The sequence below is a fragment of the uncultured Polaribacter sp. genome, from assembly GCF_947500975.1.
Taxonomy (GTDB): Bacteria; Bacteroidota; Bacteroidia; order Flavobacteriales; family Flavobacteriaceae; genus Polaribacter.
This window is the reverse complement of sequence record NZ_CANMUE010000005.1, coordinates 51,922-76,780: the sequence shown is the minus strand read 5'-3', so window position 1 is coordinate 76,780 and position 24,859 is coordinate 51,922. Positions and strand designations below refer to the sequence as shown.

29 protein-coding genes are annotated in these 24,859 nt (G+C 31.8%); 4 read left to right on the top strand and 25 right to left on the bottom strand.

All coding sequences use genetic code 11. The features are described 5' to 3' along the window. Positions 1 to 8 precede the first annotated feature (8 nt). The 24 genes from rplO to rpsL all read right to left on the bottom strand — a co-directional run bounded on the left by rplO (position 9) and on the right by rpsL (position 12,548). Positions 9 to 461: a 50S ribosomal protein L15 gene (rplO, locus tag Q0733_RS07190; RefSeq protein ID WP_298780704.1), complete on the bottom strand. Its 453-nt coding sequence runs from the start codon at positions 459 to 461 to the stop codon at positions 9 to 11. Positions 462 to 471: 10 nt separating this feature from the next. Continuing rightward, positions 472 to 654 (bottom strand): 50S ribosomal protein L30, encoded by a 183-nt coding sequence (gene rpmD, locus Q0733_RS07185; protein ID WP_298780702.1) that lies wholly within the window; start codon positions 652 to 654, stop codon positions 472 to 474. 11 nt (positions 655 to 665) lie between these two features. Beyond that, positions 666 to 1,190, bottom strand: a complete 525-nt coding sequence (gene rpsE, locus Q0733_RS07180) for a 30S ribosomal protein S5 (RefSeq protein ID WP_298781014.1) — start codon at positions 1,188 to 1,190, stop codon at positions 666 to 668. Between the two features lie 3 nt (positions 1,191 to 1,193). Next, positions 1,194 to 1,544 (bottom strand): 50S ribosomal protein L18, encoded by a 351-nt coding sequence (rplR, locus tag Q0733_RS07175; RefSeq protein ID WP_298780700.1) that lies wholly within the window; start codon positions 1,542 to 1,544, stop codon positions 1,194 to 1,196. 11 nt (positions 1,545 to 1,555) lie between these two features. Then, entirely contained in the window at positions 1,556 to 2,101 is a 546-nt protein-coding gene (rplF, locus tag Q0733_RS07170) for a 50S ribosomal protein L6 (RefSeq protein ID WP_298780697.1), read from the bottom strand. 10 nt (positions 2,102 to 2,111) lie between these two features. Next, positions 2,112 to 2,510 (bottom strand): 30S ribosomal protein S8, encoded by a 399-nt coding sequence (gene rpsH, locus Q0733_RS07165; RefSeq protein ID WP_298780694.1) that lies wholly within the window; start codon positions 2,508 to 2,510, stop codon positions 2,112 to 2,114. Positions 2,511 to 2,672: 162 nt separating this feature from the next. After that, entirely contained in the window at positions 2,673 to 2,942 is a 270-nt protein-coding gene (gene rpsN, locus Q0733_RS07160) for a 30S ribosomal protein S14 (RefSeq protein ID WP_298780691.1), read from the bottom strand. A gap of 3 nt (positions 2,943 to 2,945) precedes the next feature. Next, positions 2,946 to 3,497: a 50S ribosomal protein L5 gene (gene rplE / locus Q0733_RS07155; protein WP_298780688.1), complete on the bottom strand. Its 552-nt coding sequence runs from the start codon at positions 3,495 to 3,497 to the stop codon at positions 2,946 to 2,948. Between the two features lie 8 nt (positions 3,498 to 3,505). Continuing rightward, positions 3,506 to 3,808, bottom strand: coding sequence for a 50S ribosomal protein L24 (gene rplX, locus Q0733_RS07150; protein ID WP_298780685.1), 303 nt, complete (start codon positions 3,806 to 3,808; stop codon positions 3,506 to 3,508). A gap of 12 nt (positions 3,809 to 3,820) precedes the next feature. After that, complete coding sequence (gene rplN, locus Q0733_RS07145; RefSeq protein ID WP_298780683.1) at positions 3,821 to 4,189, bottom strand: 50S ribosomal protein L14; 369 nt, start codon at positions 4,187 to 4,189, stop codon at positions 3,821 to 3,823. Between the two features lies 1 nt (position 4,190). Beyond that, positions 4,191 to 4,448: a 30S ribosomal protein S17 gene (gene rpsQ, locus Q0733_RS07140; protein WP_298780681.1), complete on the bottom strand. Its 258-nt coding sequence runs from the start codon at positions 4,446 to 4,448 to the stop codon at positions 4,191 to 4,193. Positions 4,449 to 4,468: 20 nt separating this feature from the next. Next, a complete protein-coding gene (gene rpmC / locus Q0733_RS07135) occupies positions 4,469 to 4,660 on the bottom strand; it encodes a 50S ribosomal protein L29 (RefSeq protein WP_298780679.1) in 192 nt (63 codons plus the stop codon). Between the two features lie 11 nt (positions 4,661 to 4,671). Continuing rightward, a complete protein-coding gene (gene rplP / locus Q0733_RS07130; protein ID WP_298780677.1) occupies positions 4,672 to 5,103 on the bottom strand; it encodes a 50S ribosomal protein L16 in 432 nt (143 codons plus the stop codon). A 21-nt stretch (positions 5,104 to 5,124) separates the two neighbouring features. Beyond that, positions 5,125 to 5,847, bottom strand: a complete 723-nt coding sequence (gene rpsC, locus Q0733_RS07125) for a 30S ribosomal protein S3 (RefSeq protein ID WP_298780674.1) — start codon at positions 5,845 to 5,847, stop codon at positions 5,125 to 5,127. An 11-nt stretch (positions 5,848 to 5,858) separates the two neighbouring features. After that, positions 5,859 to 6,263, bottom strand: coding sequence for a 50S ribosomal protein L22 (rplV, locus tag Q0733_RS07120; RefSeq protein WP_298780671.1), 405 nt, complete (start codon positions 6,261 to 6,263; stop codon positions 5,859 to 5,861). A gap of 6 nt (positions 6,264 to 6,269) precedes the next feature. Further along, positions 6,270 to 6,548, bottom strand: coding sequence for a 30S ribosomal protein S19 (gene rpsS, locus Q0733_RS07115; protein ID WP_015482224.1), 279 nt, complete (start codon positions 6,546 to 6,548; stop codon positions 6,270 to 6,272). Positions 6,549 to 6,554: 6 nt separating this feature from the next. Next, positions 6,555 to 7,379: a 50S ribosomal protein L2 gene (gene rplB / locus Q0733_RS07110; RefSeq protein WP_298780669.1), complete on the bottom strand. Its 825-nt coding sequence runs from the start codon at positions 7,377 to 7,379 to the stop codon at positions 6,555 to 6,557. An 11-nt stretch (positions 7,380 to 7,390) separates the two neighbouring features. Continuing rightward, a complete protein-coding gene (rplW, locus tag Q0733_RS07105) occupies positions 7,391 to 7,681 on the bottom strand; it encodes a 50S ribosomal protein L23 (protein WP_298780667.1) in 291 nt (96 codons plus the stop codon). Positions 7,682 to 7,685: 4 nt separating this feature from the next. Further along, a complete protein-coding gene (gene rplD / locus Q0733_RS07100) occupies positions 7,686 to 8,315 on the bottom strand; it encodes a 50S ribosomal protein L4 (RefSeq protein WP_298780665.1) in 630 nt (209 codons plus the stop codon). After that, positions 8,315 to 8,932 (bottom strand): 50S ribosomal protein L3, encoded by a 618-nt coding sequence (rplC, locus tag Q0733_RS07095; protein WP_298780661.1) that lies wholly within the window; start codon positions 8,930 to 8,932, stop codon positions 8,315 to 8,317. The genes rplD and rplC overlap by 1 nt, the downstream gene beginning before the upstream one ends. 290 nt (positions 8,933 to 9,222) lie before the next feature. Continuing rightward, on the bottom strand, positions 9,223 to 9,528 hold the full coding sequence (rpsJ, locus tag Q0733_RS07090) for a 30S ribosomal protein S10 (RefSeq protein WP_068363283.1): 306 nt from the start codon (positions 9,526 to 9,528) through the stop codon (positions 9,223 to 9,225). 18 nt (positions 9,529 to 9,546) lie between these two features. After that, positions 9,547 to 11,664 carry an elongation factor G gene (gene fusA, locus Q0733_RS07085; protein WP_298780655.1) on the bottom strand — a complete coding sequence of 706 codons (2,118 nt, stop codon included), beginning with the start codon at positions 11,662 to 11,664 and terminating at the stop codon, positions 9,547 to 9,549. A 3-nt stretch (positions 11,665 to 11,667) separates the two neighbouring features. Beyond that, entirely contained in the window at positions 11,668 to 12,147 is a 480-nt protein-coding gene (gene rpsG, locus Q0733_RS07080; RefSeq protein ID WP_298780653.1) for a 30S ribosomal protein S7, read from the bottom strand. 26 nt (positions 12,148 to 12,173) lie between these two features. Then, positions 12,174 to 12,548: a 30S ribosomal protein S12 gene (rpsL, locus tag Q0733_RS07075; RefSeq protein WP_018943587.1), complete on the bottom strand. Its 375-nt coding sequence runs from the start codon at positions 12,546 to 12,548 to the stop codon at positions 12,174 to 12,176. 221 nt (positions 12,549 to 12,769) lie between these two features. Between rpsL and Q0733_RS07070 the strand changes: the two genes are divergently transcribed. The 4 genes from Q0733_RS07070 (at position 12,770) to Q0733_RS13130 (ending at position 20,239) form a co-directional block, all read left to right on the top strand. Continuing rightward, positions 12,770 to 14,350 (top strand): BamA/TamA family outer membrane protein, encoded by a 1,581-nt coding sequence (locus Q0733_RS07070; protein WP_298780650.1) that lies wholly within the window; start codon positions 12,770 to 12,772, stop codon positions 14,348 to 14,350. A gap of 162 nt (positions 14,351 to 14,512) precedes the next feature. Further along, positions 14,513 to 17,635: a SusC/RagA family TonB-linked outer membrane protein gene (locus Q0733_RS07065; RefSeq protein WP_298780649.1), complete on the top strand. Its 3,123-nt coding sequence runs from the start codon at positions 14,513 to 14,515 to the stop codon at positions 17,633 to 17,635. 25 nt (positions 17,636 to 17,660) lie between these two features. Further along, positions 17,661 to 19,274, top strand: coding sequence for a RagB/SusD family nutrient uptake outer membrane protein (locus tag Q0733_RS07060; RefSeq protein WP_298780646.1), 1,614 nt, complete (start codon positions 17,661 to 17,663; stop codon positions 19,272 to 19,274). 761 nt (positions 19,275 to 20,035) lie between these two features. Then, positions 20,036 to 20,239, top strand: coding sequence for a transposase (locus tag Q0733_RS13130; protein WP_367276299.1), 204 nt, complete (start codon positions 20,036 to 20,038; stop codon positions 20,237 to 20,239). A gap of 590 nt (positions 20,240 to 20,829) precedes the next feature. Here the strand turns inward: Q0733_RS13130 and Q0733_RS07055 are convergent. Next, the gene (locus tag Q0733_RS07055) at positions 20,830 to 24,810 is read right to left on the bottom strand and encodes an FG-GAP-like repeat-containing protein (protein ID WP_298780643.1); all 3,981 of its coding nucleotides are present in this window, start codon (positions 24,808 to 24,810) and stop codon (positions 20,830 to 20,832) included. Between the last annotated feature and the right edge of the window lie 49 nt (positions 24,811 to 24,859).

Sequence of the window (24,859 nt, the reverse complement as noted above, 5' to 3'; positions counted from 1 at the left end):
ACTTTTTGTTATAAGTTTACTGCGTTACCACCCGCAGCTTCAATTGCTGCCTTAGCTGATGCAGTAAATTTATGTACAGTTATATTTAATTTAGCTTTTAATTCTCCACCACCTAATATTTTTACTAAGTCGTTTTTACCTGCTAATCTATTAGCAACTAAAAGATCTAAATCTACTGTATCTGTTATCACTCCACTATCAACTAAAGATTGTAATTTATCTAAATTGATACCTTGATATTCTTTACGATTAATGTTTGTGAAACCAAATTTTGGCACACGTCTTTGAAGTGGCATTTGCCCACCTTCAAAACCAATCTTTCTAGAATAACCTGAACGAGATTTTTGCCCTTTGTGACCTCTAGTAGAAGTACCTCCATGACCAGAACCTTCACCACGCGCAATTCTTTTACCTTTTTTTACAGATCCTTCTGCTGGTGTTAAACTGTGTAAATTACTCATTTTAAATATCTTATTTTAATTCCTCTACAGAAACTAAATGTGAAACTTTATTTACCATACCAACTACTGCAGGAGTTGCCTCATGTTCTACAGTTTGGTTCATTCTTCTTAAACCTAATGCCTCTAAAGTTCTCTTTTGATTCTTAAGACGCCCGATTTGACTTTTTACTTGTGTAACTTTAATTTTTGCCATCGCTCTTAGATTTATCCGTTAAATACTTTATCCAAAGAAATACCTCTTTGCTTAGCTATTGATGAAGCACTTCTTAACTGTAATAAAGCGTCAAATGTAGCTTTAACTGCGTTATGAGGATTAGAAGATCCTTGAGATTTTGATAATACATCATGTACCCCAACAGATTCTAATACTATACGTACAGCACCACCAGCAATAACCCCTGTACCAGGAGATGCAGGCTTTATAAATATTTTTGCTCCACCAAATTTACCTTTTTGCTCATGAGGTAATGTTCCCTCTAAAATTGGTATTCTTACTAAATTTTTCTTTGCATCTTCTACTGCTTTCGCAATTGCTGAAGAAACATCTTTAGATTTTCCTAGTCCATGACCAACAACACCGTTACCGTCACCTACTACTACAATTGCAGAGAAACCAAATGCTCTACCACCTTTTGTAACCTTAGTAACACGTTGTACACCAACTAATCTATCAACAAGCTCTAATCCACTTGGTTTAACTCTTTCTACGTTTTTATAACCTTGCATAATTTCTTAAAATTTTAAACCAGCTTCTCTTGCAGCATCTGCCAAACTTTTAACTCTACCATGGTATAAATAACCATTTCTGTCAAAAGCTACAGTTTCTACACCAGCTTTTGAAGCTTTATCTGCTATTGCTTTACCAACTGCAGTTGCTGCTTCAGATTTTGAACTTGCTTTAATATCTTTATCTCTTGATGAAACTGAAGCTAAAGTAACTCCGTTTACATCGTCAACTATTTGAGCGTAAATCTCTTTATTACTTCTATAAACCGATAATCTTGGTTTAGAAGCAGTACCAGAAACAATTTTTCTGATTCTACGCTTTATTCTAGCTCTTCTTTGTAGCTTTGATAATGCCATAATGCTATATATTATGCAGATTTACCTGCTTTTCTTCTTAATATTTCACCAACAAACTTCACACCTTTACCTTTATAAGGTTCTGGAGCTCTGAAAGAACGAATCTTTGCAGCTATTTGACCAACTAATTGTTTGTCATATGAAGATAATTTAATGATTGGGTTTTTCCCTTTCTCAGATATCGTTTCAACTTTTACTTCTGGAGCTAACTCTAAAACAATATTATGAGAGAAACCTAAAGCTAAATCTAATTTTTGCCCTTGATTAGATGCTCTGTAACCAACACCAACCAATTCTAAATCTTTAGTCCAACCTTTACTTACACCTTCAATCATATTACTGATTAAAGCTCTCATTAAACCATGTTGTGCTTTATGGTTTCTACTTTCAGATGCTCTATCTAAAGTGATAACACCATCTTCAATCTTTACTGTAATACCATCAGAAATTACTTGAGATAACTCTCCTAATTTCCCTTTTACGGTAATTACATTCTCTTTAATGTTTACATCTACACCTTGTGAAATGCTAACGGGATTTTTTCCTATTCTACTCATTTCTTAAGATTTAATAAACGTAACATAAAACTTCTCCTCCAACATTCTCTTGACGTGCTTTTTTGTTTGTCATTACACCTTTAGATGTAGAAACAATAGCAATTCCAAGTCCATTGAGCACTCTTGGCATCTCAGTTGAGCCAACATACTTTCTTAAACCTGGTGTACTGATTCGTTGAATTTTTCTAATTACTGACTCTTTTGTCTCACGGTCATACTTTAAAGCTATTTTGATAGTTCCTTGAACTTTATCATCATTAAATTGATAGCTTAAAATGTACCCTTGTTCAAACAAAATTTTAGTCATTTCCTTCTTCAAATTTGAAGCTGGAACTTCTACCACTCTGTGTCCTGCTGCGATTGCATTTCTTACTCTTGTAAGAAAATCCGCGATTGGATCTGTATACATACTTATTTAAATTGCGATTCCGGTTTTCAACTATCTCTATTTATGCTACAGATTTCTCTGTGATAATTGAACCTATAATCAGTTAAAATTCTAATACTCAAAAAAAATAGAGCGTGCAAAGATACACATTCTATTTTTATTATTTGATTTATTTTTGATTTTCTACCAGCTTGCTTTTTTAACACCTGGTATTAAACCTTGATTTGCCATTTCACGAAAAGTTACACGAGACAAACCAAACTGACGCATATATCCTTTTGGACGACCAGTAAGTTTACATCTATTATGCATTCTAATTGGTGATGCGTTTTTTGGTAATTTTTGCAAACCTTCATAATCTCCAGCTTCTTTTAAAGCTTTCCTTTTTTCAGCATATTTTGCAACTGTCTTTGCTCTTTTACGTTCACGAGCTTTCATTGATTCTTTAGCCATCTCTTAATTTTTTTGGAATGGTAAACCTAATTCTCCTAATAACGACTTAGCTTCTTTATCAGTTGGAGCAGATGTTACAAATGTAATATCCATACCATTGATTTTTTTAACTTGGTCTATATTTATCTCTGGGTAAATGATTTGTTCTGTAATTCCTAAATTGTAATTACCTCTTCCATCAAATCCATTAGCTTTTATACCGTTAAAGTCTCTTACACGAGGTAAAGAAGCAGTAACTAATCTATCTAAAAATTCATACATTTTATCACCACGTAAAGTAACTTTTACACCAATTGGCATACCTTTACGCAATTTAAAAGCTGCAACATCTTTTTTAGACATAGTAGATATAGCTTTTTGACCAGTAATTGTTGTTACTTCTTCTAAAGCGTAATCTATTAATTTCTTATCTGCAATTGCAGCACCAACACCTTTAGAAACAACAATTTTTTCTAATTTAGGAACTTGCATTACATTCTTATAACTGAATTCTTCAGTAAGAGCTTTGATTACTCTTTCTTTGTATTCTGCTTTTAATCTTGGTACGTAACTCATGATTATTCTTATTTTTTAGTTTTTTTAGAGATCCTAGTTTTAGCGTCTCCATCAACTTTATAACCTACTCTTACAGCTACTCCATCTTCTACTAACATTAAGTTAGATATATGCAATGAAGCTTCTTTTTTTACAATACCACCTTGAGGATTTTGAGCGCTAGGTTTGGTATGTTTAGAAACTAAATTTACACCTTCAACTAATACTCTGTCCTTATCCTTGATGATTTGTAAAACCTTACCTTCAGATCCTTTGTGATCTCCTGCAATTACTTTTACAGTATCTCCTGATTTAATTTTAAACTTCTTCATTCTGTTATAATGTTAAAGCACTTCAGGTGCTAATGATACTATTTTCATGAATTGCTTCTCACGAAGTTCTCTTGCAACAGGACCAAAAACACGTGTTCCTCTCATTTCCTCTGTAGGATTTAAAAGTACACAAGCATTATCATCAAATCTGATGTATGATCCATCCTTACGTCTTACTTCTTTTTTTGTTCTTACAACAACTGCTCTAGATACTTGACCTTTCTTTACAGTTCCGTTAGGAGTTGCAGATTTAACAGCTACTACAATCTTGTCTCCAATTCTTGCGTAACGTTTTCTTGTTCCTCCTAAAACTCTAATAACTAAAACTTCTTTAGCTCCAGTATTATCTGCTACTTTTAATCTTGATTCTGTCTGTAACATATTATTTAGCTCTTTCTAGGATTTCTACTAATCTCCAACGTTTAGATTTACTCATAGGTCTTGTTTCCATGATCCTAACAGTATCTCCTTCGTTGCAATCATTCTTTTCGTCGTGTGCAACGTACTTCTTAGTCTTCAATACGAACTTTCCGTACATTGGGTGCTTTACTCTTTTAGTTTCAGAAACAACAATAGACTTTTCCATTTTGTTACTAGAAACAACACCAATTCTCTCTTTTCTAAGATTTCTTTTTTCCATCTTTAAAACTGACTATAGAATTATTGTAATTCTCTTTTTGTTAATTCTGTTGCAATTCTTGCTACAGTTCTTCTTAAACTTCTCAATTGCAATGGGTTCTCCAAAGGAGTAATTGCATGAGCCATTTTAAGATCAGTATAATTTTTTTGAATAGACACAAGTTTTTCGTTAAGATCAACAAGTGCTAATTCTTTTATTTCTGATTGTTTCATATTCTTTAGAATTATGCGTTAATATCAAAGTCTCTTGCGATCACAAACTTTGTTTTCACTGGTAATTTTTGAGCAGCTAAACGCAAAGCTTCTTTTGCTACATTAATTGGCACACCACCAACTTCAAACAAAATTCTTCCTGGTTTAATAACTGCAACAAAATGATCAGGAGCACCTTTACCTTTACCCATACGTACTTCTAAAGGCTTCTTTGTAATAGGCTTATCTGGAAATATCTTAATCCATAATTGTCCCTCTCTTTTCATATAACGAGTAGCTGCAATACGCGCTGCTTCTATTTGACGAGAAGTTAATAGATTTTGGTCTATTGACTTGATACCAAACATACCATTAGATAGCTGGTTTCCTCTTTGAGCGTCTCCAGACATATTACCTTTCCCCTTCTGTACCTTACGATATTTTACTCTTTTTGGCTGTAACATTTTTAATTTCTAATTTAAAAATTATTTTCTTCTACGAGGTTGTTGACGCTTAGATCTATCACCACCTTTATTACCACCTTGTTTCTTAGACAAGCCAACTAATGGAGATAATTCTCTTTTACCATAAACCTCACCTTTCATAATCCATACTTTAACACCTAGTCTCCCATATGTAGTATGTGCTTCAATTAGAGCATAATCAATATCTGCTCTAAAAGTAGAAAGAGGAATTCTACCTTCTTTAAAATGCTCTGAACGTGCCATTTCTGCTCCGTTTAAACGTCCTGAAATTTGAATTTTAATTCCCTCAGCGTTCATACGCATTGTAGCTTGAATAGCCATCTTAATAGCTCTCTTATAAGAAATTCTATTTTCAATTTGACGTGCTACACTAGTTGCAACTAATTTTGCATCTAATTCAGGGCGTTTAATTTCAAAAATATTAATTTGAACTTCTTTACCAGTAATTTTTTTAAGCTCTTCTTTTAACTTATCAACTTCTTGACCACCCTTACCAATAATAATACCTGGTCTAGCAGTAGTAATAGTTACAGTTACAAGCTTTAAAGTACGCTCAATAATTACTCTAGAAACACTAGCTTTAGATAATCTTGCATTAATATACTTTCTTATCTTATCATCTTCAGCAATTTTATCTCCGTAGTCATTACCACCATACCAGTTAGATTCCCAACCTCTTATGATTCCTAAACGATTTCCTATTGGATTAGTTTTTTGTCCCATTTCTACTTTGATTAATTACTTAAATTTTTACTGCCTAACTCTAAAGTAACGTGATTAGAACGCTTACGAATTCTATGAGCACGACCTTGTGGAGCTGGTCTTAATCTTTTTAACATTCCTGCGCTATCAACATAAATTGCTTTAACAAACAACCCTGCTTCTTCAATTGATGCATCTTCATTTTTAGCTTGCCAGTTTGCAATTGCAGACAATAACAATTTTTCTAAATTTATAGATGCTTCTTTTGGACTAAATTTTAAGATCTGTAAAGCTTTTTCAACTTCAACACCTCTAACTTGATCCGCAACTAAACGCATTTTTCTTGGTGATGTAGGACAGTTAGTTAGCTTAGCGAAAGCACGTTGCTTTCTATCCGCTTTTAACTGATCTGCCATATTTTTTTTACGAACTCCCATATCCTACTATTTTTTTCCTTTATTTTTTGCACCAGCATGTCCTCTAAAAGAACGAGTTGGTGAAAATTCGCCTAATTTATGCCCTACCATGTTTTCTGTAACATAAACTGGTACAAACTGACGTCCATTATGAACAGCAATCGTTTGTCCAACAAAATCTGGAGTTATCATACTTGCTCTTGACCAAGTTTTAATAACTGTTTTGTTTCCAGCTTCAACATTAGCTAACACTTTTTTCTCTAATTTATAGTGAACGTAAGGTCCTTTTTTTAATGATCTTGCCATAACTTATTATTTCTTTCTACGTTCTATAATATACTTATTACTAGCTTTAGTCTTAGATCTAGTTTTAAATCCTTTAGCAGGAATACCATTTCTAGATCTTGGATGTCCTCCAGAAGCACGACCTTCACCACCACCCATTGGGTGATCAACAGGGTTCATTCTTACTGCATTAACTCTAGGTCTTCTTCCTAACCATCTTCTTCTACCTGCCTTACCAGACACTAATAATTGATGATCTGAATTAGATACAACTCCAATTGTTGCCATACAAGTTAACAAAATTAATCTTGTTTCTCCAGAAGGTAACTTAACTGTTGCGTATTTACCATCCCTTGCCATTAACTGAGCAAAAGAACCTGCAGAACGAGCCATTACAGCACCTTGTCCAGGACGTAATTCGATACAAGAAATTGTAGTTCCTAAAGGAATAACACTTAATGGCATTGCATTTCCAATTTCTGGAGCAACATCATTACCTGATACAATTACTTGACCTACTTGTAAACCGTTTTGTGCAATTACATAACGTTTTTCACCATCAGCATAACTAAGTAAAGCAATAAATGCAGTACGATTTGGATCGTACTCTATAGTTTTTACTGTTGCAGGAATACCAGATTTATCTCTTTTAAAATCGATAATACGATATTTTTGTTTATGACCACCTCCAATATTACGAGTTGTCATTCTTCCCTGATTGTTTCGACCTCCAGATCTCTTTTTCGGAGCAAGTAAACTTTTCTCCGGCTTATCAGTTGTAATGGTGTCGAACCCATTTACAACTCTAAAACGCTGACCTGGTGTTATTGGTTTTAATTTTCTAACTGACATTTGTCTTTTTCTTAAATATTGTTATAAAAATCAATACTATCTCCTTCAGCTAACTGCACAATTGCTTTTTTATACCCACTCTTAATACCAGTTACCAAACCTTTTTTGGTAAACTTAGTATTTCTTTGAATTGGATAGTTTAAAGTTTTTACACTTAAAATAGAAACTCCATAAGCAGATTCAACTGCATCTTTAATCTCTAGTTTATTAGCATTTTTTGCTACAACAAAAGTGAAACGATTAAACAATTCACTATCATTTGTTGCTTTTTCCGTAATAATAGGTTTTATTAAAACACTCATATCCCTATTTGCTTAAATTTGAATTAATTCCTTCTAAAGAACTTTCAGTAATTACAATCTTAGCAGCATTTAAAACACCGTAAGTATTAATTTCTGAAGCTTTTACAACTTTAGAGTTTTTTAAATTTCTTGAAGATAAATACACATTTGCGTTTTCATCATCTAAAACAAACAATGATTTTTTAGCACCTAATTCTAAAGCCTTTAAAATATTTGTAAAGTTTTTAGTTTTTGGTGTATCAAAGTTAAAATCTTCAATTACTACTAAATTTTTATCATTTGCTTGAATACTTAAAGCAGACTTACGTGCCAAACGCTTTAAGTTCTTATTCAATTTAAAAGAATAACTTCTTGGTCTTGGACCAAACATACGTCCACCACCTCTAAAAACACCAGACTTAATAGAACCTGCTCTTGCAGTTCCAGTCCCTTTTTGTTTTTTTATCTTTCTAGTAGAACCTGCGATTTCAGCTCTTTCTTTAGATTTATGAGTCCCTTGACGTTGATTAGCCAAATACTGCTTAACATCTAAATAAATCGCATGATCGTTAGGTTCAATACCAAATACATCTTTAGAAAGCTCAACCTTTCTACCTGTATCTTTTCCTGTAATATCTAAAACTGCTACTTTCATTATTTCTGAATAGTTACAAAAGCATTTTTGTGTCCAGGAACCGCTCCTTTAACAACAAGTAGATTCTTTTCAGCAACCACTTTTAATACTCTTAAGTTTTGTACTTTCACTTTATCTCCACCCATTCTTCCTGCCATGCGCATTCCTTTGAATACTCTAGCTGGATACGATGCAGCACCAATTGAACCAGGAGCTCTTAAACGATTATGTTGACCATGTGTAGCTTGTCCAACTCCAGCAAATCCATGACGTTTTACAACACCTTGGAAACCTTTACCTTTTGAAACCCCAGACACATCAACAAATTCTCCTTCAGCAAAATGATCTACTGTTATTGAATCCCCTAATTTATACTCCTCTTCAAACCCTTGAAATTCAACGACTTTTTTCTTAGCAGTGGTGCCAGCTTTTTTAAAGTGACCATCTAACGCTTTGTTAGAACTCTTCGCCTTTTTGTCATCGAAACCAAGCTGCAACGCATTGTAGCCGTCAACCTCTTCGGTTCTGACTTGGGTAACAACGCAAGGACCTGCTTCAATAACCGTACAAGGAATATTCTTCCCGTTTTCGTCGAATAAGCTGGTCATTCCAATTTTTCTTCCTATTAACCCAGACATTTAGTTAAAATTTTAGACGATAGATTATTTTACCCAGCGCGTCTATTAATAATTATTTGTTTGAAACTAATGTTTCATAAAACCCCTTGAATTTCTTCAAAAAAAAACAGCATAAAAACACCTTCTATACTGAATTTGTTTTTACCGTTTTTCCTTTGCGAAACGCTCCGGACATGTTATTATTTTTAAAAATAAATTCAAAAATAATTTCACCCTACTCTATTTCGGGTTGCAAAAATATAAAAAACTTTCGATTCAACAAAATTAAACCGAAAGTTTAAAATATTTACTTATACTTTGATTTCAACTTCTACTCCACTTGGCAACTCAAGCTTCATTAAAGCATCGATAGTTTTCGAAGAAGAACTATAAATGTCTAACAACCTTTTATAAGCAGCTAATTGAAATTGCTCTCTAGATTTTTTATTAACGTGTGGAGAACGTAATACTGTAAAAATCTTTTTATGTGTTGGCAATGGTATTGGCCCATTTACTACTGCACCAGTACTTTTTACCGTCTTTACTATTTTTTCAGCAGATTTATCTACTAAATTGTAATCGTAAGACTTTAATTTTATTCTAATTTTTTGACTCATCTTAAATAATTTAGTAGGTTATCCTTTTGCTTTAGCGATTACTTCTTCAGAAACATTAGAAGGAGTTTCTGCATAATGAGAAAATTCCATCGTAGATGTTGCTCTACCAGAAGACATAGTTCTTAAAGCTGTTACATATCCAAACATTTCAGATAATGGCACTAATGCTTTTACAACTTTAGACCCAGCACGATCACTCATATCGTTAACTTGACCTCTTCTTCTATTTAAATCACCAACTATATCACCCATATTTTCTTCAGGAGTTAGAACTTCTAACTTCATCAAAGGCTCCATAATTTTTGCTTTAGCAGCTTTTGCAGCAGCTTTATATCCTAATTTTGCAGCTAACTCAAAAGATAATTGGTCAGAATCCACCGCGTGGAAAGAACCATCTTTTAAAGTAACCTTCATAGAATCCATTTCATATCCAGCTAAAGGACCATTCTTCATCGCTTCTTTAAATCCTTTCTCTACAGAAGGTACAAATTCTCTAGGAACATTTCCACCTTTTATAACAGATTCAAATTGTAAACCTTGAACACCTTCATCTGCAGGCTCCATAGTAAATACAATATCAGCAAATTTTCCACGCCCACCAGATTGTTTCTTATAAACTTCTCTATGATCTGCAGCAGCAGTAATTGCTTCTTTATACTCTACTTGAGGTTGCCCTTGATTAACTTCTACTTTAAATTCACGCTTTAAACGATCTACAATTACATCTAAATGTAATTCTCCCATACCAGAAATAATTGTCTGACCTGAAGCCTCGTCTGAACGAACAGTAAAAGTTGGATCTTCTTCAGCTAATTTACCTAAACCAATACCTAATCTATCAACATCTGCTTTGGTTTTAGGCTCAACAGCAATACCAATTACTGGATCTGGAAAATCCATAGATTCTAATACTATTGGATGTTTTTCAGATGTTAAAGTATCTCCTGTTTTGATAGATTTAAATCCAACAGCAGCTCCAATATCTCCAGCTTCAATAAAATCAATTGCATTTTGCTTATTAGCGTGCATTTGATAAATACGAGAAATACGCTCTTTTTTGTTTGAACGATTATTCAATACATATGAACCAGCGTCTAAACGACCAGAGTAAGCTCTAAAAAATGCTAAACGACCAACAAAAGGATCTGTTGCTATTTTAAATGCTAATGCTGCAAAAGGCTCTTTTACATCTGGCTTACGAATTTCTTCTAAACCTGTATCTGGATTTGTACCAGTGATTCCTTCCTTATCCACTGGAGAAGGTAAGTAACGACAAACAGCATCTAATAAAAATTGAACACCTTTATTTTTAAATGCTGATCCACAAATCATAGGAATGATTGCCATATCCATTACAGCAGCTCTAAGTGCAGCATGCACTTCTTCCTCTGTAATAGAATCTTCATCTTCCATAAATTTCTCTAAAAGATTCTCGTCATAACTTGCAACTTCTTCAATTAAAAGTGCACGGTATTTTCTAGCCTCTTCTTTCATATCCTCAGGAATATCGATAACATCGAAAGTAGCTCCCTGAGTTGCATCATGCCAAACAATAGCACGGTTTTTCACTAAATCAATAACACCTTTAAACTCATCCTCATCACCAATATTTAAAACAATTGGCACTGCGTTTGACTTTAACATGTCTTTTACTTGTTGACAAACACCTAAAAAGTCAGAACCTTGACGATCCATTTTATTAACGAAACCAATTCTTGGCACTTTATAGTTATCAGCCAATCTCCAGTTAGTTTCAGATTGAGGCTCAACACCATCAACTGCACTAAATAAAAATACTAAACCATCTAATACACGTAGTGACCTATTTACTTCAACAGTAAAATCAACGTGACCTGGAGTATCAATAATATTAAAATGATATCCTTTTGTTTCTGGTGTTTTTTGAGCATTTTCCAATGGAAACTCCCATGTACAAGTTGTTGCTGCAGAAGTAATTGTAATACCTCTTTCTTGCTCTTGTTCCATCCAGTCCATTGTAGCAGCACCATCATGCACTTCTCCAATTTTATGAGAAACACCTGTATAATACAATACACGCTCTGTAGTTGTGGTTTTACCAGCATCAATATGTGCTGCAATACCAATATTTCTTGTATATTTTAAATCTCTAGCCATTTCTTAAAATCTAAAGTGAGAGAATGCTTTATTAGCCTCTGCCATTTTGTGAGTATCTGTACGTTTTTTTACAGCAGCCCCTTCCTCTTTAGCCGCGGCTAAAATTTCAGCAGCTAAACGCTGTGCCATAGTTTTTTCGTTTCTCTTACGAGTATACAAAATCATCCATTTAATAGCCATAGACACTTTACGATCTGGTCTAATTTGCATTGGAATTTGGAATGTTGCACCACCTACTCTACGAGATCTTACTTCTACGTGAGGCATTACATTTGACAAACCATCTTTCCAAATTTCTAAAGCGGTTTTCTCTTCGCCTTCTCCTTTTCTTTCTTCTACGATATCTAACGCATCATAAAATACTTTAAACGCTACTGACTTCTTACCACTCCACATTAAGTTATTAACGAAACGCGTTACTAGCTGATCGTTAAACTTTGGATCCGGTAATAAGACTCTTTTTTTTGCTGCTCTTTTTCTCATGTCTTTACATTAAAAAAGTTACTAATTTACTTTTTTGGGCGTTTCGCTCCGTATTTTGATCTACGTTGCGTTCTTCCTTCAACTCCTGCAGTATCTAAAGCTCCACGAACAACGTGATACTTTACACCTGGTAAGTCTTTTACCCTTCCACCTCTAACTAATACTATCGAATGCTCCTGTAAGTTATGTCCTTCACCTGGAATGTACGCGTTTATCTCATTACCATTTGTTAATCTAACTCTGGCAACTTTTCTCATTGCTGAATTAGGTTTCTTTGGCGTAGTAGTATAAACTCTAGTACAAACTCCACGTCTTTGAGGACAAGACGACAAAGCAGCCGATTTACTCTTCTTAGTTATTTTGGTTCTTCCTTTACGAACTAATTGTTGAATAGTTGGCATACTAAATAATTACTGTTTTACGTTTATATTAAACATTATCTCTTTTTTAAGAGTGCGCAAATGTACAATTAATTTCTAATTATTCAAATATCAGTAAGTTATTTTTTAAAAATGATTTTTTTACAATACAATTTCACTCATTTTAATTTACATTTGAATCTAATTTTTTCCTCTTCATTTTGAATCAAAAAATAAGACATTACATATGTATCCTTTTTTTAGTGTTTATTAATCTAAAGGTATACTCTCAAGATTTAGAATTAAAACTATCATCAAGAAACATTAATAATCTAGTAATCTTAAATAAAATTGATTACCAAAAAAAACATATTGATTCAACTTCATTAAAAATCGAAATACTTAAAGTTTCTAAATACCTTCAAACTATTGGTTATTTTACCAATAGTATTGATAGTTTAATTAAAAGCGATAAAAATTTTACAGCTTATTTTACTTTAAACAACAAAACTAACTATGCAGGCATAAAAGTATTATCAGATGAAAATCGAAGCTTTATAACTTCAATTAAAAAACTACAAGACAAACTCAATTTATTAACTAAAGAATTAGAAATAGAAGGAAAACTTTTTTCTAAACTTCAATTAAAAAATATCAAAATAAGAAAAGATACATTATTTGCTGACCTAGAAATTTATCAATCAAAAAAAAGACAAATAGATAAAGTGATTGTTAAAGGTTATGAAAAATTTCCAAAATCATTTATTAAACATTATCTGAATCTAAAAAAAGACTTGATATTTAATCAAAAAAGAATCAATAAAATTTCTGAAGATTTAAAAAGCTTAAAGTTTGCTTCAGAAATAAAACCACCTGAAGTTTTATTTACAAAAGACTCTACTTTATTATATGTATATCTAAAAAAACAACAAAACAACAGCTTTGAGGGATTAATTAGTTTTAATTCAAAAGAAAATGGAGATGTATTTTTTAATGGTAATATTGACTTAAACCTAGAAAACATTTTAGATTCTGGTGAAAAATTTGAATTATTTTGGAATAGCATTGGAGAGGAAAGACAGGAATTTAAAATTGCATCCACAATTCCCTACATATTTAATTCTAGTTTTTCTCCAGAAATGTCTTTCTCAATCTACAAACAAGATTCTACATTTCTAAATACAAAGCTCAATACAAATATCAACTATAATTTAAATAAAAGAATATTTCTTGGATTAAATTACAGTTCAGAAGTATCAGAAAAAACAAATAATAATTCTTTAACAGATATAGATTCTTATAGTAATTATTTTATTGGATTGAATTTTAATTATTCAAAACCTCTAAATGACATCTTCTATAACAACAAAATACATATTATTATTAACCCTTCTTTCGGAAATAGAAAAAGCGGAAACAACTCTTCAAATCAATTTAAATTAAAAACTGCGGCAACATATTTATGGAGCCTCAATGATAGAAACAACATTTACATCAGAAATGAAATTGGTTATTTAAACTCAGACAATTATTTAATCAACGAATTATTTAGAATCGGAGGAATAAACTCAATAAGAGGTTTCGATGAGCAAAGCATTTATACAAACAGCTATACCTTTTTTAATATTGAATACAGATATCTAACATCAGAAAAATCATTTCTTTACTCTATTACAGATTATGGGCAATCAAATGAAGAAAACTTCCTTGGAATAGGAATTGGGTATTCATTTACTACAAATAGCTCTACCATAAACATAGGAAGCGTAATTGGCAGAAATAACAACAACCCTATCAGCTTCAAAAACACTAAAATACTTCTTAATTGGAAGAGTAATTTTTAGTAAAATTACTCTTTTAAAAATAAAAAGCAATACAAATACATTATCATCAAATTGAGAAAATAAATTTGTTAAATTAACAAAAATTAACAATAATTAACAATAATAATAGGTTATTTAACAATTAATAAAGACATTTGGCGCATAATTCAAAATTTAATAAATATGAAAACAAAGTTTAAAGGAATTTTAACGCTTCTATTAGCGTTAATTGTGCAAACCAGTTTCGCGCAAGAAAAAACTATTTCTGGTACGGTTTCTGATGAATCAGGGCCTTTACCAGGAGTAAGCATTTTAATTAAAGGTACCGGAAACGGTACAGAAACAGATTTTGATGGTAAATATCAAATTAAAGCAAAATCAGGTGATATTTTGGTTTTTCGTTATTTAGGATACCAAGCAACTGAAAACAAAATCGGTAGCTCTTCTGTTTTAAACGTTACTTTAAAAGAAGACAATAGCGCTTTAGACGAAGTAGTTATTGTTGCTTATGGTACAACTAGCAAGCAAGCTTTTACTGGTTCTGCAAGTGTTGTTTCTACCAAAGAACTGGCCTTAAGAAATGTAACTTCCCCAATAGCAGCAATTGAAGGTAAAGCAACTGGTGTTCAGTTTATATCAGCTTCTGGTCAACCTGGTTCATCACCAGCAATAGTAATTAGAGGTGTGGGTACCTTAAACGGGAGTTCAGATCCATTAATTGTCATTGATGGAATTCAATTTGAAGGAAGTTTGAATACAATAAACCAAGATGATATTGCTTCAATGACTATTTTAAAAGGAGGTGCATCAACATCTTTATACGGAGCCCGTGCTGCAAATGGTGTTGTTATAATTACTACCAAAACTGGTACAAAAGGAAAACCCCAAGTTAACGTTACTACCCAATATGGATTAGTAACTAGAGGAATCTCAGAATATGATTATGTAAACCCTGGTCAATATTATGAAACAATGTGGGAAGCGTACAAAAACTCTTTAACAGGAGATACTGCAGCTGCAGACGCTTCTGCAGGAATTTATTCGCGTTTAGGCTACAACCCTTTCAATGTTGCAAACGACCAAATAGTTGGTACGGATGGTAAATTAAACCCTGCAGCACAAGTGACTTATAAAAGTTTAAACTGGTATGATGCTTTAGATCAAGTTGGTACAAGATCTAATCATTCTGTAAATGTTTCAGCAGGAGGAGAAAACCATAAAGTTTTCTTTTCTACTTCATACTTGGATGAAGAGGGCTATATTATTACTTCAAAATTTGACCGTATTACTACTCGTGTAAATGGAGATTTTAATGTAAACAAGTGGTTAAAAGTTGGAGGAAGTGCAAATATTTCTGTTTCAGAGTCTAAAGGCCCACCATCTAGAGGAACAAGTATTGCCAACCCTTTTGGATTTGCTAAAAATATTGGTTCTATATACCCAGTATATTTAAATGATGCAGATGGTAATTTAATTCTTGATGCAGCTGGCGACAGAATATTTGATGTAGGTGAAGGAGATATTTCTTTAAACCAAGGATCTAGACCATACAACCCAGGGCGTCATGCAATAGCAGAAGCTATATTAAATGATGAACTAAACAGAAATAACACTTATGGCTTTAGATACTATGCAGACTTTAACATTACTGAAGATCTTAATTTAAGATTAAACTATGGAATGGATATTAATGAAGGAATTAATAAAAGTTACGAAAATCCAATCGTTGGAGATGGTCAACCAACTGCTAGATATGGAGAAACAAGATTTAGAAGAGATGTTATTAACTTTTCTCAAGTTTTAAATTACACTAAATCTTTTAACGATGTACATAATTTTAATGCTACATTAGGTCATGAAAGTTACCAAAGAGATTATTCTGAGAATAATGCTCTAGCAACTACACAAACAGCTGCAGGTATTTTTGAATTTGATAATTTTACAGTTCCTGTAAGTTTAGGTGGAGCTTCAACTACAAAAAGAGTTGAAGGGTATTTTGCTAGATTAAAATACAACTATAACAATAAGTATTATATCTCAGGTTCCGTAAGAACTGATGGTACTTCAGTACTAAGTAAAGAGGCAAGATGGGGTACTTTCTATTCTGTAGGTGGTGCATGGAGATTAGATCAGGAAGATTTCATTAAAAATATTTCTTTTATCGATCGTTTAAAATTAAGAGCTTCTTACGGACAAGTTGGTAATGATGATTTAAATGATTTCTTTATCTCACAAGCATTATATTCTTTAACATCTAATGCAGGTGTTCCTGCTATCGTATTTACAAACCCTGGTAACCAATTATTGGAATGGGAAACTGTAGGAAGTTGGGAAGCTGCTTTAGAGTTTGGCTTATTCAATAACATTTTAGATGGTAGTGTAGAATATTGGGAGAAAAATTCAACAGATTTATTATATAATTTACCAATAGCATTATCTAATGGTATTAATTCTGCTCCTTTTAACATTGCTGATGTTAGTAATTCTGGTATAGAACTTAGCTTAACCGCTCATTTATTAAACAAAAGTGACTTTAAATGGGATGTAACTGTTCAAGCTTCAACTTTTAAAAATGAAATAGTAAAATTACCTGAACCTTTTGTAAATGGTTCAAAAAGATGGGAAATAGGAAGATCTAGATATGATTTCTTTTTATATCATTCTGCAGGTGTAGATCCAGAAAATGGAGATGCATTGTACTATATGTATGAAGATGACGCGGATGGTAACAGTGTTCCTGTTTTAGATGCAGATGGAGTTCATGAAACTACGAATGATTGGAGTAATACTCAAAGAGCATACTCAGAAGCAAACACAATACCTGATATTTTAGGTTCTATTTCTAATTCATTTAGTTATAAAGGATTTACTGCAGACTTACTTTTTACATACGGAATTGGAGGACAAGTTTTAGACAACGGATATTCAGCAATGATGCATACAGGTAATTACGGAAGGTCTTATCACCCTGATATCTTAAATGCATGGAAACAAGCAGGAGACATTACAGATGTTCCTAGATTAGAAGTAGGTAGTACAACACAAGTTCAAACTCAATCTACTAGATTTTTAACTGATGCTTCATTTTTAGCACTTAAAAATATAAATATTGGATACAGTTTTAATGACTTCATTTCAGAAAAATTAGGCGTAAATAATATGAAAATATACGTGTCTGGAGAGAATTTATTCTTAAATGCTGCAAGAACAGGGCTTAACCCACAATACAACTTAGCAGGAACAGGTTCAGGAAACGATTTTAACCCTGCAAAAACTGTAACGGTTGGATTAAATATATCTTTTTAATTTACAATAATAAAAAAACAATAATATGTTAAAAAAAATAAGTTTATTGTTATTAGTGGTTTTAACAATCACAATGACATCATGTGACGAAGACTTTTTAGAGACCACACCAACAGATGCAATAGCAGCCGGAGACGCTCTATCATCTCCGGAGAATATGCGTTTAGTTATTAATGGTCTTCATAAAATAATGTATGCTCAAAATGGTCTTATACCAGGAGGATCAAATAGTAGAGCTGGTATGCAATACTTTATACCGATGTTTGATGTAATAAGTGGAGATTTAATACATTCAGCTAGAAGTAATGGATGGATGAGATCTGAATTACAATGGACTACCCACACGTTAGAGACATCTACCACTGTTGAGCAATTATGGTATCAACGTTATCAAATTATTGCAAGTTGTAATTCTATTATTAACAAGGTAGAACAAGATGGATTAACCAAAGATGCAAATATGAATGATATTTTAGGACAAGCGCATGCCTATAGAGCTTGGGCTTACCATTCTTTAGTATCTACCTACGCTAAGGGTTACATTATAGGAGATCCTTCTACAGACCCTGGCGTACCTTTATTATTTGCAACTGAAGCACCTTACACAAGTCAACCAAGATCTACAGTGCAGGTTATTTACGATCAAGTATATCAAGATATAGATACAGCTATCGACTACTTTAAGGTTGCTGCACCAAGTGATAACAAATCTAATTTAGATCTTAATACAGCGTATGGTATTAAGGCAAGAATTGCTCTATCAGCAGGAAATTGGTCTGTAGCAGCAGAAAATGCTGTTTTAGCTCGTAATGGATATCCTCTTATAAATGAAGCTGGATGGAAATCTGGTTTCAATACTACAGATTTATCTGAAGTTATTTGGGGAGCTAATGTAATTTCTACTGAAACAGTATTTTTCCGTTCTTATTTCTACTATATATCTCCTACTTTTCAAGGAAGTCAGAATAGAGGTAATCCAAAGCTGATAAGCAAAGAAGTGTATGATGCTACACCAGCTACAGATTATAGATCGGAATTATATTTACCAATGGCACCTAATACAAATGGGTCTGCAGCAAATGATCAAGGTGGTTTTGGAAACGACCCTAACTACACAGATGCAGCAGAATTCCAAGCTGCAAGAACTGCAATTGAAGACGCATGGGGTGTTACTTCTAGACATAATCAGCATCCTTATATGCATGTGAAATTTAGACAGGCAAACCCAGGGACAATAGACCCTGATGATGTTATTTTCATGAGAACATCTGAAATGTATTTAATAGAAGCAGAAGCAGAAGCAATGATGAATGATATTGCAGGTGCTCAAGCTGCTTTAAAACCATTAGGTGAAGAAAGAGACTCTGCATATGATGTTACTGTATTTGATACTAAAGACAAATTAATGGAGCATATCAAATGGCAAAGACGTATTGAATTATACGGAGAAGGTTTTGGATACCATGATCATATTCGTTGGGATGAAGGAATTGACTTAACAAATTCTGGTGCGGCACTAGTGTTGTATCAAGATGGTTTTCAACAAGATAAACCATCACTTAATGATGAATGGATCTTTAAAATTCCTCAATCAGAAATTAATGCTAATCCAAACTTATCAGCAGCAGATCAAAATTAATTTGATTTCGCAAAAATAAGCGATACATAATTTACAATTAAAAAGGTAGTGATTTTAATCACTACCTTTTTCTTATACCATTAGTTTTATAAATATAAAGTTTCCTATATTATTAAAATTATTTAGGAATAACAGCAATAAAACATATTATATTTCATAAGACTAATTATATTGTTTATGCAAGTCTATTAATAATGACTAATACATTTTAATATAATTCTAATTCTTATTTTGAATTGAAAACCTATCTTATTATAAAGCAATACAACTTGTTACTTACACAAATCATCAATTGATATTAAACGTGAATTAGATACAACAACGTTGAATTAATTATATGAAAAAAAAAGAATGAAACCGAGAGTTAAAATGTTTATTTTCAGATAATTAACATACTCTCTACTTGTTATTTCTGATAATAAAATTATATAAATTTCCTATTCTTTAGATGATTATATAAGAAAATCATGTTAAATTCTTTCATAAAACATTATTTCTGATAGTTCAACCACGAAAAATGTAATAGAAAATTTAAACCAACTTACATTGAAACGATAACTATTCTTTTAATATTTCACTAAAAGTCTTACCGAAACCTTAAACATTTTTACTTAAACCATATTTATAAATACAGACAAGACGTGTTTCCTGATTGTGTTTCTTATAACAGATTTGTAAAACTGCAAAAAAAGGATTACACAGTCTTTAGCCGTTTTCATGAAAAATGTATTGTTTAGGCGACTGTACAGGTATCTCTTTTCATTGATTCTACGCATTTAAAAAGTATGTCAATAAAAAAGAGAAAAAACAGCATCAAGTTTTTAAAGATATTACTAAAAAAAAGCTATGAAACTAAGGGAAGGCATTTGGGGTTTAAACTACATCTGGTCTGTAATTACAAAGGAAAAATTATTGATTTTATGTATACCCCAGCCAATCTAGACGACAGATATACTCTTAAATAAAAAAAGTTTCATGACAAGTTATTTGAAAAAATTTTTGGAGACAAAGGCTATATTGGGAAGGAATAATTTGAAAGACTTTTTGTAGACGGAATTCATTTAATAACTAAGACTCAAAAAAACATAAAAAAGAAAGCAATGAACTAGATTGATAAAGTTATTCTTCGAAAAAGAGCAATTAAAAAATCTGTAAATGATGTCCATATAAACACTTTCCAAATAGAACATTTAGCCATAGATATTTTGATAACTTCTTAGTAAATTTAATCACTGGATTAAAGGCATATTCTTTTCATAATGCAAAACATTCTATCAAAATACAAAAATTTTTACCCAATATTTGAATAGCTTAAGTCAGGCTTACGTTATATTACATAAAATTAGGAGGATTTAAAACCCTCATAATTTTCTATTTACACAGTTTTTTTTAGATACTACCCGTACGTTCTAGACATTGCTCATTTGACGACTTCTTAAGGAATTTAATAGCTTGTTTAACTGCCTATTTTTTCTTGATTAAAAAACAACTATTAAAATACAAACCTGTTTACCTAAAATAGTTGACGTTAAGTGGAACTCACGTTAATTAAACTTTATTTTACAATAATCTTATATGATTTATCATTATGTTTAATAAAATAAACACCTTTACCCACATGATTTAAACTTAATTCTGTCGATTTACTATATTCTGAATAAATAATACTTTTAAAATTAATTTGTTTACCAATTAAATCAAAGAGATAAAAACTATCATTTAGATTAGTGTTTGAAATTGTTATTTTTTCACCAGTAGATACAGGGTTAGGGAAAAGGCTATTTTGTGTAATTCCTATATTATCATTTTCAAAAAATTTAAATGCAAATTCAAAAGCTTTTTCACCTATTTTATTTCCAATTTTTCTTCCAATTATGTCGTCTACAGGAGGATGGATACCTCCCCAAATTCTTGATAAACTACATTGATCTGATGCATCATAATAAGTTGCCCATTGTAATTCGACGTCTTCACTAGGCCCCTCTTCAAATACTAAAAATTTATCTTTACTAGCAGTAAATTTACCTATTCCACCTGGAAAATATTCACTTCCAGTTAATTTAGTTAACACAACAGCTGCTGTTCTTGAAAAAGTAGAATGCCCAGATACATAACCCGCAAAAGGAGGGGTAACAAATGATGGTCTTTGATATGGCCACCAATTTTCTGCTAAAATCCAACCTACATCAGCTATATCAGTATCAACATTTGTAATATAATCATGCCCTCTCCATGAATATAATTTTATTTTACCCACATTTTCATTTTTATCACCCGCTAACTCATCATTCTCAGAAACAACTTCTATAAAACCCTTTATTAATGGAATACCTTGTACATTATAATTACTTAATGTTTCATCTGTACTTTGTCCTAAACCTGCCATATATCGAATAGCAGATATTGGCCTTATATAATCATACCAGCCTTTAATACTCCATGCAGCTATTGCTGCATCATGCATAGCACCACCCAAAATAAAATACGATTTTATATCCCACTCTAAATCAGAAATAATTTCACCGACTCCACTTATTCTTTTATCTAGCATATCACTATCACTTACATAATTTAACAACGTAAACCAATGTCCAGGGGGTGTTTCAGAGTCTGGACCATCAGCCCAAAACTCAGCCAAAACCCTAGTATAATCTCCTCTTGGTACAAAATTAGGTACGTACTCTTCATTAGTAACAGGATTAATTCTTCTTCCTGTACTTATATCTCCTCCTTCAAACATTTTGTAAAAGCTTGAGTAATCTTTGAAAGAATTAGGCAACAACTCTATATCAAAATTACCAATAGAAAGTGGAGAGATATCCCACATAACTCCATCATTACTGGTTAAATGAGAAGACCAAATTGAAACTAAAGAAAACCCCCATTTATAATATTCAGATAAATTAAGGTCATTTGTAATATAAGCTGGTGCTCCTGGATCTAAATATGTTTTATAAACATCAGAACCCCTTGTATTGATCTTATAATCATCATTTGTTAAAGAAAATGGAAAAACATTACCCCATTCAGGACTTAAAAACTCTGGAGAAGAGTCAGAAATAACATTCCCACTCTGATCTATAAAAACATCTAGTGAAAGCGGTTGCCATCTATTTGGATATTGAATAAGTTTATTTCCAGTCTCATAAGGTGTTAAATTGGGGTTTATAGACTTATAATAGTTATTTACATACAAATTCTCTTCATTAGAACCATCATTTAAACCATACTCAATAACTTTTTCAGCAATAAAATTCCCTAAAGCTTCAGGTTTTCCATTAGAGTAATCAGTTTCATTGTAATCTGGGTCATAACCTAATAATGACATTGTTATTTCTAATAAACTAAAACTTTCTTCTAAATTTGGAGATTCTTTAAAACGTTGTTTTAATATATTGTACATTGCATAACTAATTGTCTTAGCAATAGCAGTGTTTTTATTATCGTCATAATTAAAACTATCAAAATTGACACTAAAATTATTGACTGTTTTTCCTATTAAATATGTTGATGAACTATCTTGATTATAAATTGCCCAAGAATCAAACATTGCCATACTTGTATGAAAAAGATTTCTTGCGTGTATAGTTGGTCTAGCATAATCAAGTCTAATCAGCTCAAGCAAAACCTCATTCCAAAGCCTTGCTATTGATAAGCTATCACTACTTAAAGATGACACACTAAAGTTTAAACTGACATCAAATATTGACTCTTGTGTATAACAATCTGAATCTTTTACCCTTAGCTTAACAATACCCTTAGTATCTATATCCCAAATTACTTTAATATTATTAGTTCCTTGCCCATCTATAATTGTTCCATTTTCTACAGACCAAATGTATTCTTCAAAATCCTGTTCAAATACTGAATATGTTTCCATGTTTAAAGGTGTTGAACTTGTTGATCCATTTATCATTATTGATGGAATATAAGTGCATGAACCATTATTAACAGTAGCATCAATACTGTAATTACATGCAAAAATATCTGTACATCCTAATTCAGGGTTGATAGGTAAATTATCTATTATTACATAACCGTTATTTTCTTTTATTTTAATGGTAGAATTTGCGGGTATATTGTTATATGTTTCAGTAACTCCGCTAGGCCAAGTAACTGTAATTTCATCTACTATAGAAGAATTACCTAAACCAAAATGAATAGGTGTTATAGATTGTGATAAAAATCTTGAACCATGAAATAATCTATTTTGATTAAGACTATAGCTTTTTACATTAATTTTACTCCCGAATGCGTTTATATTGGACTCTGTACCTTCTAAAATTATTTTAAACCAAGTTTTATTTTGGTTATCAATTGTATTTTTATAAAAAATTAAATTACCATCAAAATCACCTGCAATAATATCTAAATCACCATCATTATCAAAATCAAAATCTACAATACTCTTAGTAACTGTTAAATTTTCACCAGATAATTCTGAACTATTATCAACAAAAGTTCTCTCACCATTTAAATTAACATTTTTAAAATAATAATTAGGCTGTTTATTATTCGTACTACCATTACCTATAAATAAATCCTCATAACCATCATTGTCAAAATCAGAAAATATCACACCCCAAGACCATTGAGTATCTTTAACATTATGAGTTTCACTTTCATCTAAAAAAAAACCATGACCTTTATTAATATAAAAACCATTCTGACTTATATTAGTAACAAATAAGTCAAATAACCCATCATTATTGAAATCAGATGTAGCCAAGCCCATACCATCATATGGATCTAGCACATTATAGTTTTCAGCAGATTCGATAAAATCAATACTATTTTTTATGTATAAAAAATTGTCACCATCAAAATCATTTGCAACATAAAGGTCTAATAAACCATCATTATTAAAATCCATCGGAATTGACGAATAACTTATACCAATTTTTTCATTAATAACTGTTTCTTCTAGTAAATTAAAAGTACCATCTTTTTTATTAATATATATTTTATTGGAATTTAAAGAACTATAATCGGATAAAAACAAGTCTAAATATCCATCATTATTATAATCAAACCATAAAGTTGTTGTTGTTATACATGTATCACAAAATTGTTCCAAATTGGCATCTACAGTAACCTCAGTAAATGTGCCATCACCATTATTTTTAAATAAATGATTTAAGCTAACACCAGATAGAAAAAGATCTGGATAAGAGTCATTATTATAATCCCCCCAAGAAGCTCCAATTTTATTACCTAAAGATCTACCTTCAATTTGTTCAGTAAATTGAATATAAAAATCATCAAGACCACTTATAGAAGTAACATTTTCAAAACTACCATCACCTTTATTCCTAAAAAGTCTACTAATTGTATTAGGATTTTCTTGTTCATATTCTTCTTGAGCTACTATAAAGACATCTAAATAACCATCTAAATCGTAATCAACTACTGATACTCCATTACTTTTAATAACATTAGTAAAACCTACTTGATTTGTTACATCTTTAAATTGTTGGCAATATAAATTTTGTATTAATAGTGATAATAGTATTATATTTTTTATTTTTTGCCCCATTTAATAAACTGTTTAATGCAAAAAAGAGGGAAAACGTATTTTCCCTCTT